14 protein-coding genes are annotated in these 15,065 nt (G+C 64.1%); 5 read left to right on the top strand and 9 right to left on the bottom strand.

Going from position 1 to position 15,065, the window contains the following annotated elements; genetic code table 11:
• The first annotated feature begins 99 nt into the window (after positions 1–99).
• Positions 100–606 carry a hypothetical protein gene (locus tag EL255_RS08890; RefSeq protein WP_042653572.1) on the top strand — a complete coding sequence of 169 codons (507 nt, stop codon included), beginning with the start codon at positions 100–102 and terminating at the stop codon, positions 604–606.
• Positions 607–673: 67 nt separating this feature from the next.
• On the opposite strand, the gene EL255_RS08885 is transcribed toward EL255_RS08890, so the two are convergent.
• Positions 674–2,389: a glycoside hydrolase family 36 protein gene (locus EL255_RS08885; protein WP_042653571.1), complete on the bottom strand. Its 1,716-nt coding sequence runs from the start codon at positions 2,387–2,389 to the stop codon at positions 674–676.
• 141 nt (positions 2,390–2,530) lie between these two features.
• Between EL255_RS08885 and EL255_RS08880 the strand changes: the two genes are divergently transcribed.
• The 3 genes from EL255_RS08880 to cdd all read left to right on the top strand — a co-directional run bounded on the left by EL255_RS08880 (position 2,531) and on the right by cdd (position 4,762).
• Positions 2,531–2,890, top strand: a complete 360-nt coding sequence (locus tag EL255_RS08880; protein ID WP_042653570.1) for a CidA/LrgA family protein — start codon at positions 2,531–2,533, stop codon at positions 2,888–2,890.
• Between the two features lie 58 nt (positions 2,891–2,948).
• On the top strand, positions 2,949–3,635 hold the full coding sequence (locus EL255_RS08875; RefSeq protein WP_042653569.1) for an LrgB family protein: 687 nt from the start codon (positions 2,949–2,951) through the stop codon (positions 3,633–3,635).
• Positions 3,636–3,880: 245 nt separating this feature from the next.
• Complete coding sequence (cdd, locus tag EL255_RS08870) at positions 3,881–4,762, top strand: cytidine deaminase (RefSeq protein ID WP_042653568.1); 882 nt, start codon at positions 3,881–3,883, stop codon at positions 4,760–4,762.
• Between the two features lie 80 nt (positions 4,763–4,842).
• Here the strand turns inward: cdd and EL255_RS08865 are convergent, their stop codons facing one another.
• From EL255_RS08865 to EL255_RS08855, 3 genes are all read right to left on the bottom strand, one after another.
• Entirely contained in the window at positions 4,843–6,507 is a 1,665-nt protein-coding gene (locus tag EL255_RS08865) for an AMP-binding protein (RefSeq protein WP_042653567.1), read from the bottom strand.
• A gap of 99 nt (positions 6,508–6,606) precedes the next feature.
• Complete coding sequence (locus tag EL255_RS08860; protein ID WP_042653566.1) at positions 6,607–6,885, bottom strand: YfcL family protein; 279 nt, start codon at positions 6,883–6,885, stop codon at positions 6,607–6,609.
• 122 nt (positions 6,886–7,007) lie between these two features.
• Entirely contained in the window at positions 7,008–8,123 is a 1,116-nt protein-coding gene (locus tag EL255_RS08855; RefSeq protein WP_042653565.1) for an ATP-NAD kinase family protein, read from the bottom strand.
• 106 nt (positions 8,124–8,229) lie between these two features.
• Here EL255_RS08855 and EL255_RS08850 point away from each other — a divergent pair, with 106 nt between their 5' ends.
• Positions 8,230–8,952 carry a TerC family protein gene (locus EL255_RS08850; protein ID WP_042653564.1) on the top strand — a complete coding sequence of 241 codons (723 nt, stop codon included), beginning with the start codon at positions 8,230–8,232 and terminating at the stop codon, positions 8,950–8,952.
• A gap of 99 nt (positions 8,953–9,051) precedes the next feature.
• On the opposite strand, the gene aroG is transcribed toward EL255_RS08850, so the two are convergent.
• The 5 genes from aroG to EL255_RS08825 all read right to left on the bottom strand — a co-directional run bounded on the left by aroG (position 9,052) and on the right by EL255_RS08825 (position 14,841).
• Positions 9,052–10,107, bottom strand: a complete 1,056-nt coding sequence (gene aroG / locus EL255_RS08845) for a 3-deoxy-7-phosphoheptulonate synthase AroG (protein ID WP_042653563.1) — start codon at positions 10,105–10,107, stop codon at positions 9,052–9,054.
• A gap of 182 nt (positions 10,108–10,289) precedes the next feature.
• Positions 10,290–11,573 (bottom strand): 3-phosphoshikimate 1-carboxyvinyltransferase, encoded by a 1,284-nt coding sequence (gene aroA, locus EL255_RS08840; RefSeq protein WP_042653562.1) that lies wholly within the window; start codon positions 11,571–11,573, stop codon positions 10,290–10,292.
• Positions 11,574–11,746: 173 nt separating this feature from the next.
• Positions 11,747–12,835, bottom strand: a complete 1,089-nt coding sequence (serC, locus tag EL255_RS08835) for a 3-phosphoserine/phosphohydroxythreonine transaminase (protein ID WP_042653561.1) — start codon at positions 12,833–12,835, stop codon at positions 11,747–11,749.
• Positions 12,836–13,049: 214 nt separating this feature from the next.
• Positions 13,050–13,979, bottom strand: coding sequence for an electron transfer flavoprotein subunit alpha/FixB family protein (locus EL255_RS08830; protein WP_042653560.1), 930 nt, complete (start codon positions 13,977–13,979; stop codon positions 13,050–13,052).
• A 94-nt stretch (positions 13,980–14,073) separates the two neighbouring features.
• The gene (locus EL255_RS08825) at positions 14,074–14,841 is read right to left on the bottom strand and encodes an electron transfer flavoprotein subunit beta/FixA family protein (RefSeq protein WP_042653755.1); all 768 of its coding nucleotides are present in this window, start codon (positions 14,839–14,841) and stop codon (positions 14,074–14,076) included.
• Positions 14,842–15,065: the final 224 nt, after the last annotated feature.

Here is a 15,065-nt window from a genome sequence, read left to right as displayed (position 1 = left end):
TCACGACATAATGAGCAAGGGAGCCAAGACTCCTGACAATTTAATTACTTGTATGCACGGCTGGCATGGATGCCTTGCTTTCGACCCTTGGGGATCTTGATGCGCTCCGGACTCACTGCTCTAACGCTTATCAGCTGCACCCTGCTGCCATCGGCCGCCATGGCGGGGAGCCGTTTCGAGGTACCGGACTATCTGCTGCGTCTGCCGGAGCAGACCTATCAGCTGATCGAACGCAACTTCAGCAACCTCTATCAGCAGACCGACTTCACGCCCCAGATCGTCAACAGCTATTTCAACCACTCCGATCTCTACCGCTTCGCCGGGATCCCGCTCGCGATCACCCCGCAGAACGGCTTCCAGATGGAGATCTTCGGCCAGCTCTACAACAAATCCTCCCAGATCTATGCCCAGATGAGCCAGGATCTCTCCCTCTACCGCACCCTGCGCGTCGACATGATGGGGGATCAGAGTGACGAGGTCGCCATCGGCATGGGGCTCGGCATTCCCCTGAGCGCCCGCCTGACCCTCAAGGCGCTGGCCTCCAGCAACGAGATCCCGGGCTATGGCTCCGCCAACTACGCCATCGGGATGGAGTGGCACTTCTAAGCCGTCTGCCAGACCCCTTACCATACAAAAAGGCTCCCGTCGGGAGCCTTTTTGTATGGCGCTAGCCTCAGGCGTAGCGGATCACCCGCCCCTGGCCCCCCTGCAGCACAAGGGCGTCGCCCAGCGGGCTGTCGTCCCAGAAATCCGTGCCCCCCGCCGGCAGCGCGAGCCTCTTCGCCTGCTCGCCCCAGTTGAACAGGCAGAGCAGCTCGCCGCCCCCGGGCAGGGCCACCCGCCCACGGGAGAAGCCCATGTCATCGAAGCGGGCCGCCGGCGTGCGCGCCTCGCACAGGGCCAGCAGCCTGAGCAGTTGCGCCCCCTGCAGCTCATCGAGATCCTGCAGCCGGTCGCCGGCCAGCACCATGCCACCGCTCGCCACCAGGGCGGCCAGGTGGAACTGGTAGTCGAACGCGCCGGCCTGCTGATTGGGCAAGTCGCGCAGGCAGACGCAGTCGGGATCCAGCGCCCAGAGCCGGTCGTTCTGCCAGGCGCGGCAGAAGGCTTCCCGGGCTATCTGGCGAAAACGCGGGCCCTGGCGCTCCACGTCGTCGCTCACCCGCATGCCGTGCACCAGCCCCAGGCTGGGCCAGAGGGGGGCGTTGCAGCCGAGCAGGAAGGCGCCCTCACCCGCCCCGCGCAGCACGGCCGCCATGCCACGGCGATAAGCCTCCACCCGGGTGGCGGACGGATCGCAGAAGTGGCCGCCGTGGATGGCGCCCCAGAAGTTGGCGTCCAGCTTGAAATAGTGGATGCCCCACTGCTCGCGCAGGGTCCGGAACACCCGCTCGAGGTGGGCCTGCACCTCGGGGTGGGAGCCATCAAGCACATACCAGGGGGTGCAGCGCCAGCCGCCGTAGGTCACCCGCTCGGAGGGTAACGGCAGGCCGTCATTCCCCTTCACGAACCAGTCGGGGTGATCCTGAAATACCCGGGAGCCCGGCTCGGCAATAAAGGGGGCGACCCAGAGCGCGGGCTCGCAACCCGCCGCCCGGATCTCGGCCGCGAGCGGCGCGACCCCCTGCTCGAACTTGGCGGAGGGAGTGAGCCAGTCCCCCATCCTGGCCTGGTAGCCATCGTCTATCTGCACGTAGCGCAGCCCCGGGAAACGCTCGGCCCGCACCGCGAGGTTCTCGCGAATATCCGCCGCACTCACCTCTGCATAGTAGTGATACCAGGAGCACCAGCCGCTCGGCCGCGCGGGCACCTGGGCCACCAGGCTGCCGTGCTCGGTCTCGACTCGGCTCGCCAGCTCCCCGAGCAGGGCCTCCCTGTCCGGCCCCTCCAGACAGATCAGCGCCTCGCTCTGCCAGTGCTGGCCCGGCGCGAGCGAGCGCCCCTCGCCATTCATCAGGATCTGCAGGCGACCCTCGGGGTAGAGCCGAAACTCGCCGCCAAAACGCTGACAGCTGGCGAAGGCGAGCAACAGCCAGCCCTGCGCCCGCTCGACCAGCAGCAGGTTGTGGACGCTGTGATAGCCCTCGTCCGCCGTAATGCGATAGACACCCGCATCCGGGCAGCGCCCGACCGGCTCGGGGCGCTGCCAAGTGCCCATGGTCTGGGCCAGCATCTGGAAGCCCTCCCCATAGATGGCCGCCTCGGGGGGGATGCCCAGCTCGCCGTCAAACAGCAGCCAGTCCTGCACGGGCTCAGGGGTGGCGCCGGTGTTATCCAGCCTTACCCGGCACAGGGGGCCGTCCCACTGGCGGGTCTGCAGCAGATGGGACGGCAGGGCGGGATCGGCGGGCCACTGGCGCAGCACGGACAAGAGAGCAGGATACGACATGGGATCTCCTCATGATAAGACGCGGAAAAACGGCGGCGATGGGTCGCCATTGTATCGTCTGTGGGTCAGTTGACCCTGTTCTGTGACCCCTGCGCTCTGCTAAACTGCGACCTCGCTCACAGTTGCCAAGATGAGGCCCCCGTGCTGCTTCAACGCACCCTGCTGTACCTTCGTGACTTCATGGTCATCCTCGCCTGCCTGCTGACAGGCAAAACCCTGGCGGCCCTGCTGCCCTTCGCCTTCCCCGGCAGCATCATCGGCATGCTGCTGCTGTTCGTGCTGCTCTCCCTGCAACTCATCAAGCTGCACTGGGTCGAACAGGGTGCCGGCCTGCTGCTGCGCCACATGGGGGTCCTGTTCGTGCCGGTGGCGGTCGGGCTGGTGGCCTGGCTCGAGCCCCTGCGTCAATCCTTCGGGCTCATCATGCTCTGCGTCGTGCTGGGGATAGTGCTGATCCTCGCCACCGTCGGCCACCTCTACCAGAGGATGAACAAGCAATGATCCCCTCGTTCGCCCTGCCACTCATGCCGTTCCTCTCGGCCATGACCAGGAGGCTGCCATGATGTTCTGGCTCGCCATTCCGCTGACCCTGGCGCTCTATTTCATGACCCGGGCGCTCTATCGCCGCCTGCCCTGGCCCATCGTCAACCCCGTGCTGATCCCCACGGCCGTCATCATCGGCCTGCTGCTCTGGCTGGATCTGCCGCTGGATCAGTACCAGCACGGCACCTTCCCCATCACGGCGCTGCTGGAGCCGGCGGTGGTCGCGCTGGCGCTGCCGCTCTATCAGCAGGCCCGCCAGATCCGCTCAAGGCTCAAACCCATCCTGGTCTGCACCCTGGCCTCTGTGCTGATCTCGGTCTGCACTACTCTGCTGATCGGCCATCTGATGGGGGCAGATCCGGCGCTGCTGGCCTCGCTTGCCACCAAGTCCATCACCACCCCGCTCGCCATGAGCGTCAGCCAGTCGCTGGGCGGCATCCCCGCCATCGCGGCGGCCGTGGTGGTCATAGTGGGGATTATCGGTGCCCTGATCGGCTATCCGCTGCTCAAACTACTGAAAGTGACCGACCCGGAAGCCCAGGGCCTCGCCATGGGGGCCTGCGCCCACGCCATCGGCACCGCCACCTCCGCCGAGAAGGGGGTCACCCAGGGCGCCTTCTCGTCGCTGGCCATGGTGGTGTGCGGCATCCTCACCGCCGCCGTGGCCCCGCTGCTGTTTGCCATCTACCACTGGCTGACCTGAGACCACCCCACGCTGCCCCTGCAATGGCCGCCCTGGCGGCCATTGCTCGCTTTCCAGTCAAACGCCCACTCATACTCAGGTGACACTTAAGACTCCCCGTGCTGGGAGCTGACGCACAGATTGCGCAAGACAAACGTTTCCTTTAACATCGCCGGCCCTTTGCCCACCAAGGCGTGAGCGCGCTCACACATTTCGCCGCGCTTGCTCCCTACAATGGCCCCCCAATTGGCCTTTGAGGACACAGTATGCATCCCCGTTTTGCCAAGCCACTCGAGACCCTGTCTGCCCCGCTGCAGGCAGCACTGCTGCCCATGCTGGGCGACGATTTCCAGGCCCGTTTCAGCCCCGAGCAGATCACCACCCTGAGCGCCGCCACCGGGCTGGAGGATCGCGCCCTGCGCCTCGCCCTGCTGCCGCTGGCCGCCGCCTGCTCGGTCGCCCCCATCTCCAAGTTCTTCGTCGGCGCCATCGCCTGCGGCCTGAGTGGTACCTGGTACCTGGGCGCCAACATGGAGTTCGCCGGCCAGGGGCTGTTCCACTCGGTGCACGCCGAGCAGTCTGCCATCTCCAACGCCTGGCTGGGTGGCGAGACCGGGATCTCCGAGATCACCGTCAACTACACCCCCTGCGGCCACTGCCGCCAGTTCATGAACGAGCTGAGCACCGCCAAGACCCTGAAGGTCTCCCTGCCGGACGACCTGAGCGAGCTGCAATCCTTCCTGCCCCACTCGTTCGGCCCGGCGGATCTCGACATCACAGATGCCCTGATGAGCCCGCAGGCCCACCATGAGCTGGTGCTGGAGAGCGACGATCCCCTGTGGCAGGCCGCGCTGGCCGCCGCCCGCCAGAGCTACGCCCCCTACAGCCAGGGTTACGCCGCGGTGGCGCTGCAGTTCGCCGACGGCCGCATCTTCTGCGGTCGTTACGCCGAGAACGCCGCCTTCAACCCCAGCCTCCCCCCGATGCAGATGGCCTGCGCCCACGCCGTGCTGAACGGCGAGGAGCTCACCAGGGTGCGCCGCGCCGTGCTGCTGGAGAACAAGCAGGGCCAGATCAGCCAGCGGGATGCGGCCCAGTCCACCCTCAAGGCGCTGGGCTCAGTCGAGCTGGAATACCGGGCGGTCTGACGCCAGCGTCGCCCATGAGCCCATCAAAAAGGGGAGCCACTGGCTCCCCTTTCTATTTCTGCTCGCGAGTCCCGGATTGATCAGGACTCCCAGATAATGCTCTCGCCGCCGGACCAGCGCTCGCCGATATCCGCGTATTTCTGCTCCAGCAGGTGGCGGCGGATCTTCATGGTCGGGGTCAGCACCCCGTTCTCGATGTTCCAGGGGGCCTTGACCACCAGGATGCCGCGGATCCTGGCATGGGACTCCAGCTGATCGTTGACCCGCTTGCGGGCGGCCTCCAGCTGGGCATTGACCTCGGCCCTGTCCCCTCTCATGGCACTCTCGGCCAGTTGCACCAGGGCGACTGGCTGCGGCATGCCATAACCGATGACGCACAGCTGCTCTATGATGGGCTCCTGCCCCAGCAACCCCTCGATGGGCACAGGCGCCACGTACTTGCCCTTGGCGGTCTTGAACACGTCCTTCATGCGGCCGGTGATGGTGAGGTAGCCCTCCCTGTCCAGCTTGCCCATGTCGCCGGTGTGGAGCCAGCCATCGGCGTCGATGGCCTCGGCGCTGTGCTCGGGATCCTTGTAGTAACCCAGCATCATGCCTTCACAGCGACAGAGGATCTCCCCCTCGTCCGAGATGCGGATCTCGACCCCGGGCCCCGCCTTGCCGACCGTGCCTATCTTGTCGGCCCTGAATGGATAGTTGAGGGTGGAGAAGGCGTGGTTTTCGGTCATGCCCCAGGCCTCGGTGATGTTGATGCCGATGCTGTAATACCACTGCAGCAGGGCCGGCGCCACCGGGGCCGAGCCACAGCCGAGTACCCGCGCCTGATCCAGCCCCAGCCCCTTGCTCAGCTTGCGCTTGATCAGGGTCGAGACCAGCGGGATCTTGAGCAGCAGGGCGAGCTTCTTCTGGGGCAGCTTCTCGAGGATCTTGATGCGGAACATGGCCCACAGCCGCGGCACCGAGATGAACACCGTGGGACGGCAGCGCTTGACGTCGTCGATGAAGGTATCGAGGGATTCGGGGAAGGCGATGGTGGCGCCGCTGAACAGGCTGCCGCCATAGATGTAGACCCGCTCGGTGATGTGAGCCAGCGGCAGGTAGGAGAAGCCGCGATCGGCGTCGGTCAGTGCCACCGCCTCCACCAGCTTCTCGCACGACCAGGCGTAGCGCTCGACGCTCAGCATGGCGCCCTTGGGCTTGCCGGTGCTGCCGGAGGTGTAGACCAGGCTCAGCAGGGAGTCCGGCGCCTGCACCGGGCTATCGGGAATAGGGGCGTGCGCCGCCAGCAACTTGTCCCATTGCAAGGCGGCCGGCATGGTGTCATAGGGGAAGGCGATGCGCAGCAGGTCGGCGGGAACGCCGGCCTCCTGGCTCTTCCAGTCGTCCAGCTTGCCGACGAAGATCGCCTTGGCCTCGCTGTGACGCAGTACGTATTCGATGGTGTCGACGTTGGCGGTCGGGTAGATGGGCACGCTCACATACTGCCCCATCTGCATCGCCAGATCGGCGATGAACCACTCGGCACAGTTCTTGGAAAGCAGCGCTACCTTGTCGCCGGACACCAGCCCCAGCTCGCGCAGGGCCGTCACCATGCGCCGCGCCTGATCCGCCACTTCCGACCAGCTGAAGTCGCGGTATTCACGGTGGATGGTCTGTCTGAGATAGATCCGGTCAGGACACTGCCGCTCCCAGTGATAGAGCATCTCGAGCGGCAGTTTGGTGGCAATGCGTGAGGAGGAGGCCATAGTTTAATCCCTGAAACAAAAGGCAAGACTCATTATTAACCTTTTGATAACACTCAGGGAAGCAGATTACTCAAACTTCTGTTTGAATTGTGTGGGGGATCAAGCTTCCGCCTGCTGCTGCAGCCGTCTCCACATGTCCTGCACCAGCACCTCGTCCTGCTCGGACAGCTCACCCTGCAAGATGGCCTCGTTCAGGCTGCGCAATACATAGCTCTTTACATCCCGCACCAGGGTCTTGCCTTCCAGCTCGGCTCGCGCCACCGCCAGCGAGATGTGGCCGCGCAGATAACCGCCCGCAAACAGATCGTCTTCGCTGGCCGTGGCGACCATGGTGTCGATCAGTCCCAACAACTTGTGCTCAAAATCGTGAATCGTCATGTAACGCAGCCTCATTTTCAGAGTGGCTGGCAATAAGTTGCCGGCAAAATAATTCGGGGAGTGGAACCGCGATCCGATTGATCGCGGCTCTCTGGCGCCAGGCCAGCCGCATCCTTGATGTCCTATTCCGGGTTGGCCACCGGGTAGATGACCTGATCCTTGTATCCGGTGGTTATCCGCAGATAACCACTTAACGACCGGTTCAGTGCCGGGTCATCGGTATCCACCAGCAGCGGACGACCATCGAGTGCCGCCAGCTTGGCTTTGGTGGCGAGAACCTGGATATGGTCCCGCCCGACGGCCCGGATCACCTCTGGACTCAGTTGCTGATTTCCGCGCCCGAACAGATGTCCCTGGCCACCGATCAGGGTAATGATCAGGCGGCAGCGACGACCGCGGATCCGGGTCAGGATGTCCGCGGCGGACAGATCCTGCCCGATAAGCCGGCCATTTTCCACCAGATCCACACCGAGCAAGGTATTTTCCAGCCCCAGCTCCCCCATGCAGGCGGCGACCGTGCTGCCGGATCCCATCAGATAGAGGGTATCGGCCTCCATCTGCTCCACCACCCCGGCGGCGAGATCGGCCAGCACCAGCTCCTCGGACTCCCGCCCGCCCTGCTTGACCGCCTGTACGTAGCGCAGATCGCCCGGCACCAGCAGCTGGCCATAGTGACGGGCGCGCACCTTGCCCGCCCGAAACGCCTCTTCGTCGATGTCCATCACCTCGGCATCCACCAGGCTCAGCAGCTCACCGCCTATCATCCGCGCCACCACCCGACCGCTGGCGGCCGGGGTCACCCCGTACACCCCGGAGTGGATCTTGCACCCGGCCGGAATGCCGAGCACATGGCAGGACTCCCCCACCGCGGCGCAGATATCCCTGGCGGTGCCATCGCCGCCGGCGAACAGCAGCAAATCCACCCCAGCCGCCCGCATCAGCTCGGCGGCGGTGCGGGTGTCGGCGGCGCTGGTGGAGCCGGCGGCGGGTCGATGGACGATGCGATGGGGCAACCCGAGCGACTCGGCAAGCGTCCCCCCCATGTCGCCCGCCACCGTCAGCAGCTCGAAGGATTTTGTCAGCTGACAGAGCGGCAGCAGGGCCTGACGGGCCCGCTCCTGCGCCTTTGGCACCGCGCCCCGCGCCAGCGCCTCGGCCACGACACCGTCGCTGCCCTTGAGGCCGACCGCCCCGCCGATGCCGGCGACCGGGTTGATAATGAGCCCTAAACGAAACATGATTCTCTCCCTCTGATCGCCGCTATTTTATCTGTTCGCCGCTATGGGACAAGCCAAGTCGGCCTGCTAGAATGCGCTGCTTCAATTTTTTAACCAAGGTTCAATCATGCTGGAATGGATTGCTGATCCCTCTGCCTGGGTCGCGCTCGCTACCCTCACCCTGCTCGAGATCGTATTGGGCATCGACAACATCATCTTTATCTCCATCCTGGTCGGCCGGCTACCGGAGGCCCAGCGTCAGCGCGCTAGGATCCTGGGGCTGGGGCTGGCCATGGGTACCCGTATCCTGCTGCTGCTGTCACTGGCCTGGGTGATGCGACTCACCCATCCGCTGTTCAGCCTGTTCGACGAGGCCATCTCGGGCCGGGATATGATCCTGCTGGTGGGGGGCCTGTTCCTCATCGCCAAGAGCACCCACGAGATCCACCAGAGCCTGGAAGGGGCCGCCGACGAGCAGGGGATGGTGAGCAAGACCGCCGGCTTCATGTCGACACTGGTACAGATCGCCATCCTCGACATCATCTTCAGCCTGGATTCCGTCATCACCGCCGTCGGCATGGCGGACCACGTGCCCGTCATGGTGCTGGCCATCATGATCGCCGTCGGGGTCATGATGTTTGCCGCCAAGGCCATCGGTGACTTCGTCGACGAGCACCCCACCATCAAGATGCTGGCGCTATCCTTCCTGATCCTGGTCGGTGTCGCGCTGGTGGGCGAAGGGCTGGATATGCACATTCCGAAGGGTTACATCTACTTCGCCATGGCCTTCTCGCTGGTGGTGGAGATGATCAACATTCGCTTGCGCGGTCATCAGACCCGCGCCAAGTAAACGCCTGTATTCAGGCATTCAGAGCAACAAAAAGCGCGACCAGAGGTCGCGCTTTTTTTATGGCTGCCATGAGCGGGCCATTGCCCGCTGGCGCTGTGCTCAGAGCGCGTTGCGGGTCGCCACCGCATCGGCCAGGTTGCGCAGCAGCACCTCGGTATCGGCCCAGTTGATGCACGCGTCCGTGATGCTCTGACCGAAGGTGAGTTCGCAGCCTTCCACCAGATCCTGGCGCCCTTCCACCAGGTGGCTCTCCACCATGACGCCGAACACCGCCTTGCTGCCGGCGCGCAGCTGATCGGCCACGTCCTCGGCCACTATCATCTGATTCTTGAACTGCTTGCTGCTGTTGGCGTGGCTGAAGTCGATCATCACCTTCTGCGGCAGACCGGCCTTGTCCAGCCCCTTCACCACCTCATCCACGTGGGCGGCGCTGTAGTTCGGCTCGCGGCCACCGCGCAGTATGATGTGGCAATCCGGGTTGCCCCGGGTGGAGACGATGGCGGAGTGGCCGTACTTGGTCACCGACAGGAAGTGGTGCGGCGCACTGGCCGCGCCGATGGCGTCGATGGCGACCTTGATGGTGCCGTCGGTGCCGTTCTTGAATCCGACCGGGCAGGAGAGACCGGAGGCCAGCTCGCGGTGCACCTGGGATTCGGTGGTGCGGGCACCGATGGCGCCCCAGCTCATCAGATCCGCCATGTATTGCGGCGTGATCATGTCGAGGAATTCGGAGGCGGTCGGCAGCCCCATGTCGTTGAGATCCAGCAGCAGCTTGCGACCGATGCGCAGGCCGTCGTTGATCTGGCAGCTGTTGTCGAGGTAAGGGTCGTTGATCAGCCCCTTCCAGCCCACGGTGGTGCGCGGCTTCTCGAAGTAGACCCGCATCACTATCTCGAGCGACCCCTTGAGCTCATCACGCAAGGCCTTGAGGCGCTTGCCATATTCCAGCGCGGCCAGGGGATCGTGGATGGAGCAGGGGCCGATCACCACCAGCAGGCGCTGATCTTCGCCGGCCAGGATCTGATGAATGGCCTGACGGGATTCAAAGACGGTCGATGAGGCGGTCTCGGTCGCCGGAAACTTCTCGAGCACCGCAACCGGGGGCAATAACTCTTTGATTTCACTGATTCGAACGTCGTCGGTTTGATGCTGCATGACAAGATTTCCTGCTAGATGACTGCGATAGAGAGATCTCAATCTAGCCCTACGGCGGGACGGTGTAAATAGAAAATTACATTGCCAATGGAAGAATTTTTAGAGGTGATCTTGCAAGTTACAGAAATGATGCTAGGGAGGCAGGAAGTGAAAAGGCCCGCACTGAGGCGGGCCCGACGGGGTTAGACGGCCTGGCTGATGCCGGCCAACTTGTCGAAATAGTCCGGGAAGGTCTTGGAGGTACAACCCGGATCGTTGATGGTCACCGCCGTATCCGACAGCGCCACCAGCGAGAAGCACATGGCGATGCGGTGATCGTTGTAGGTGTCGATCGCCGCGTGTTGCAGCTGCGTTGGCGGGGTGACGGTGATGAAGTCATGCCCCTCCTCCACCTCCACACCCAGCTTGCGCAGCTCGGTCGCCATGGCGTGCAAGCGATCGGTCTCCTTCACCCGCCAGTTGTAGATGTTGCGAATGGAGGTCGGCCCCTCGGCAAACAGCGCCGTGGTGGCGATGGTCATGGCCGCGTCCGGGATCTGGTTCATGTCCATGTCGATGCCGTGCAGCGGAGCCTGCTGTGCCTCGATGAAGTCGTCACCCCAGGTGATCTTTGCCCCCATCTTCTCCAGCACGTCGGCGAAGTGAATGTCGCCCTGGATGCTGTGCTTGCCGATGCCGGTCACCCGCACCTTGCCCTTGATGGCGCCCGCCGCGAGGAAGTAGGAGGCGCTGGAGGCATCCCCTTCCACCAGGAAGTCACCGGGGCTGACATAGGTCTGGTTACCCTTGATGTAGAACAGCTTGTAGTCGTCGTGTTCGATGACCACCCCGAACTGCTTCATGATGTGCAGGGTGATGTCGATGTAGGGCTTGGAGACCAGCTCCCCCTTGATGTGGATGCGGGTATCGCCGGCCGCCATGGGGGCCGCCATCAGGAAGGCGGTCAGGAACTGGCTGGAGACGGAGCCGTCGACGTGCACATCGCCGCCCCAGAGTCCCTTGGCATCTACCACCAGCGGCGGGTAGCCATCTTTCTTCAGGTACTGGATGTGAGCGCCGGCTTCACGCAGGGCATCCACCAGATGACCGATGGGGCGCTCTTCCATGCGCGGCTCACCGCCCAGCATGTATTCACCGGATCCCAGACACAGCGCCGCGCAGAGCGGGCGCATGGCGGTGCCGGCGTTGCCGAGGAAGAGGTTGACCGGCTCCTTCACCGCGAAGCTGCGACCCAGGCCGTGCACCGTACACTCTGTCTTGTCGGCGGAGAGCTTGTACTTGACGCCGAGCTGGGTCAGCGCCGCCAGCATATGACGGATGTCATCGCTGTCGAGCAGGTTGGTCAGCCGGGTGGTGCCCCGCGCCAGGGCTGCCAGCAGCAGGGCACGGTTAGAGACACTTTTGGAGCCAGGCAGATTGACCACGCCAGCCACACGAGAAATGGGTTCCAAACGCAACGAATTCATAGACTTCCTGTACTATCTCAATTAAATCACCTGACCGGACGTTAACAGCCTGCGTTCTGCGCGGCAAGACTACTCTTGGCACAAAAACCGGGCCGCTGATGCGGGCGGTCAGGATCCACCGGAAAAACAGACGCCGGGGAGTCCCCGGCGCCTTGCAATTAGGGGAACACGCCTCAGCCGTGGCGCTTGGCAAAGCCATCCATAAAGCTGACCAGGGCCTTGACCCCCTCCAGCGGCATGGCGTTGTAGAGGCTGGCACGCATGCCGCCGACGATGCGGTGCCCCTTCAGCGCCAGTAGACCGGACGCCTCCGACTCGGCCAGGAACAGCTTGTCCAACTCGGCGTTCTTGAGCTGGAACGGGATGTTCATGCGCGAGCGACAGGCCGTATCCACCTGGTTGCCATAGAAGCTGGACTGATCGAGATAGCCGTAGAGGAAATCGGCCTTCTCCTTGTTGCGCGCTGCCATCGCCTCGAGCCCGCCCTGTTCTTTCAGCCACTCGAACACCAGCCCGGCCAGATACCAGGCGTAGGTGGGCGGGGTGTTGAACATGGAGTCGTTCTTGGCGGTGAGCTGGTAGTCAAAGATCGAGGGCACGTCGGCTCTCGCCTGGCTCAGCAAGTCGTCGCGCACTATGGCGATGGCGAGGCCGGAGGGGCCGATGTTCTTCTGGGCGCCAGCGTAGATGATGCCGAAGCGGCTCACGTCGATGGGACGGGAGAGGATGGTGGAGGAGAAGTCCGCCACCAGGGGCACGTCGCCGGTGGCCGGGATGTCGAACATCTCTATGCCATCAATGGTTTCGTTCGGGCAGTAGTGCACATAGGCCGCGTCGGCGCGAAACGCCGGGGTCGGCAGCAGGTGGCTTATCCCCTGCGCATTCTTGGCCACCCCCTGGAAGGTCTGGATATCGCCATACTTGTGGGCTTCATCCACGGCGCTCTGGGCCCAGACGCCGGTCAGCAGGTAATCCGCCTTCTTGTTGGCGCCGCCGAGCAGGTTCATGGGCACCGCGGAGAACTGGCCACGACCACCGCCATGCATGAACAGCACCTTGTAGTTGGCCGGCACCGCCAGCAACTCGCGCAGGTCAGCCTCGGCCTTCTCGGCGACCGCCATGTAGGGCTTGCCGCGATGGGACAGCTCCATGACCGAGGCTCCCAGCCCCTGGAAATTACAAAATTCGCGCTGGGCGCGCTCCATGACTTCAACCGGCAACATGGCGGGGCCGGCGCAGAAGTTGTAAATCTGTTTGCTCATGACGCTTTCCGTGAGTGGATGAGAGTAATCGATGACTTGAACGTTTTTACACGAGAGGCCCCCACCGGATCAAAGGCTTTTTGGGATCTGGCGCAAGCTTTTGTCCCGCGGGGCTGGCCCGGGCGCCATAGAAAAAGCCCTGAACGGGTCAGGGCTTGTGCGACATCAATGCCGACATGGCGAGGATGCCTAGGGGCCGCTCACCGCGACCAGGCTACAGCTTGGCGGTGAGCTCAGGCAGCAGGCTGAACAGGTCCCCCACCAGGCCATAGTCCGCCACCTGGAAGATGGGAGCCTCGGGATCCTTGTTGATGGCGACTATCACCTTCGACTCCTTCATCCCCGCCAGATGCTGGATGGCCCCCGAGATGCCGACCGCGATATAGAGCTCGGGCGCCACCACCTTGCCGGTCTGACCCACCTGCAGATCGTTGGCCACGAAGCCGGCATCCACCGCCGCCCGGGAGGCACCGACCGCGGCCCCCAGCTTGTCGGCCAGGGCCTCGATCAGGGCGAACTGCTCCTTCGAGCCCAGTGCCCGCCCCCCCGAGACCACCACCCGCGCCGCGCCGAGTTCGGGCCGGGCGGATCGCACGGCGCGCCGCTCGATGAGGCGGGTGCGGCAGCCCAGCTCGGGCACCGGCACCCGCGAGCTGGGGGCCAGCTCAGTACCGCTGCCCGCCTTGGCAAAGGCCGTCGGTCTGATGGTGAGCACCTTGACGGGCGCCGAGCTTGCTACCCTGGCGATGGCATTGCCCGCGTAGATGGGGCGCAGGAAGGTATCGGGCCCTTCAATGCCAGTCACCTCGGAGATCATCTCCACCCCGAGCCGGGCCGCCAACCGCGGCAGCAGATCCTTGCCATGACAGCTCGCCGCCATCAGGCAGTGTTGATAGTCCCGCGCCAGCCCGACCAGCCAGGCATCGACGCCGTCGTTGAGCCCCTCTGCCAGCATGGGGTGCTCCGCCAGCAAGACCCGGCTCACCCCTCGCAGCGCCGCCGCCTGCTCGGCCGCCTCGGTCAGCCCCTGCCCCAGCAGCAACAGGTGCAGCTCACCGCCGAGCTGCGTCGCCGCCGTGACCAGCTGGGCCGCGTTGTCGGCGAGCCGGCCCTGATGATGTTCGACTATGACCAGTACGCTCATGGCAGCACCTTAGCTTCGTTGTTGAGTTTGCCCGCCACACCAGCTATTCCGGCAACAGGCTGGCACCCGATGGGTTCCACCATCACCAGGGCGCTCATGGCAGCACCTTGGCTTCGTTTCTGAGTTTGTCCACCAGCTCATCCACGGAGCCGACCCGCACGCCGGCGCTGCGCACCGCGGGTGCCATCACCCCGAGCAGCCGGGTTTGGGCGGCGGGCTCGACACCGAGCGCCGCAAACGGCTGGCTCTCCAGCGGCTTGCGCTTGGCCTTCATGATGTTGGGGAGCGACGCGAAGCGGGGCTCGTTCAGCCGCAGATCCACGGTGACCACGGCGGGCAGCGGCATGCCGAGAGTCTCCAGGCCACCATCGATCTCGCGGGTCACCTGCAGCTCCCCCTCGACCAGCCTGACGACGGAGGCGAAGGTGGCGAGCGGCCAGTCCTGGAGGGCCGCGAGCATCTGGCCGACCTGATTGTTGTCGGAATCGATGGACTGCTTGCCGAGCAGCACCAGGTCCGGCTGCTCCTGCTCACAGACCCGTTGCAGGGCGCGCGCCACCGTCAGCGGGGTCAGTGCCTCGGCGGTGCCGCCCTCGTCCGTGAGATAGTGCAGCGCCCTGTCCGCCCCCAGCGCCAGGGCATGGCGCAGTTGCTCGGCTGCCGCTTGCGGCCCGAAGCTGACCACCACCAGCTCGCTCGCGACCCCGGCTTCGCGCAGCCGCACCCCCTCCTCCACCGCGATTTCACAGAACGGGTTGATGCCCATCTTCACGTTGGCGAGCTCCACATCGGAGCCATCGCCCTTGACCCGGATCTTGACGTTGTAATCAACGACCCGTTTGACAGCGACCAGCAGCTTCATGGCGGTCATACCTCGTATCGGTTGAGTGAATCCATTTTGCACTCTCAGAACCTGTCCACGATCTTACTGCGAGGCCGTGATCAAGGCTCATGTGCTGCTCGGCATCCTCACGTATGTCTATACGCTCCGGTTCCTGCGCTGCTCTTTACCTTGCTGACGACTTCTTGTCACAGGTCGTGAACAGGTCCTCACACTTTTGTGCTTACAAAATGCTTTACGTTTAC

The sequence above is a fragment of the Aeromonas encheleia genome (genome assembly GCF_900637545.1).
In the GTDB taxonomy this organism is placed as follows: Bacteria; Pseudomonadota; Gammaproteobacteria; order Enterobacterales; family Aeromonadaceae; genus Aeromonas; species Aeromonas encheleia.
Note: the sequence above shows the minus strand (reverse complement) of the source record. Positions and strands in the feature narration are given on the sequence as shown.

Bases quoted from the DNA above. Each gene is read 5' to 3' on its own strand.
- EL255_RS08865 (WP_042653567.1), bottom strand. From the start codon at position 6,507: ATGGCCTCCTCCTCACGCATTGCCACCAAACTGCCGCTCGAGATGCTC.
- EL255_RS08860 (WP_042653566.1), bottom strand. From the start codon at position 6,885: ATGACGATTCACGATTTTGAGCACAAGTTGTTGGGACTGATCGACACC.
- EL255_RS08825 (WP_042653755.1), bottom strand. From the start codon at position 14,841: ATGAAGCTGCTGGTCGCTGTCAAACGGGTCGTTGATTACAACGTCAAG.
- EL255_RS08850 (WP_042653564.1), top strand. From the start codon at position 8,230: ATGCTGGAATGGATTGCTGATCCCTCTGCCTGGGTCGCGCTCGCTACC.
- serC (WP_042653561.1), bottom strand. From the start codon at position 12,835: ATGAGCAAACAGATTTACAACTTCTGCGCCGGCCCCGCCATGTTGCCG.
- EL255_RS08855 (WP_042653565.1), bottom strand. From the start codon at position 8,123: ATGTTTCGTTTAGGGCTCATTATCAACCCGGTCGCCGGCATCGGCGGG.
- aroA (WP_042653562.1), bottom strand. From the start codon at position 11,573: ATGAATTCGTTGCGTTTGGAACCCATTTCTCGTGTGGCTGGCGTGGTC.
- cdd (WP_042653568.1), top strand. From the start codon at position 3,881: ATGCATCCCCGTTTTGCCAAGCCACTCGAGACCCTGTCTGCCCCGCTG.
- EL255_RS08875 (WP_042653569.1), top strand. From the start codon at position 2,949: ATGATGTTCTGGCTCGCCATTCCGCTGACCCTGGCGCTCTATTTCATG.
- EL255_RS08890 (WP_042653572.1), top strand. From the start codon at position 100: ATGCGCTCCGGACTCACTGCTCTAACGCTTATCAGCTGCACCCTGCTG.
- EL255_RS08830 (WP_042653560.1), bottom strand. From the start codon at position 13,979: ATGAGCGTACTGGTCATAGTCGAACATCATCAGGGCCGGCTCGCCGAC.
- aroG (WP_042653563.1), bottom strand. From the start codon at position 10,107: ATGCAGCATCAAACCGACGACGTTCGAATCAGTGAAATCAAAGAGTTA.
- EL255_RS08885 (WP_042653571.1), bottom strand. From the start codon at position 2,389: ATGTCGTATCCTGCTCTCTTGTCCGTGCTGCGCCAGTGGCCCGCCGAT.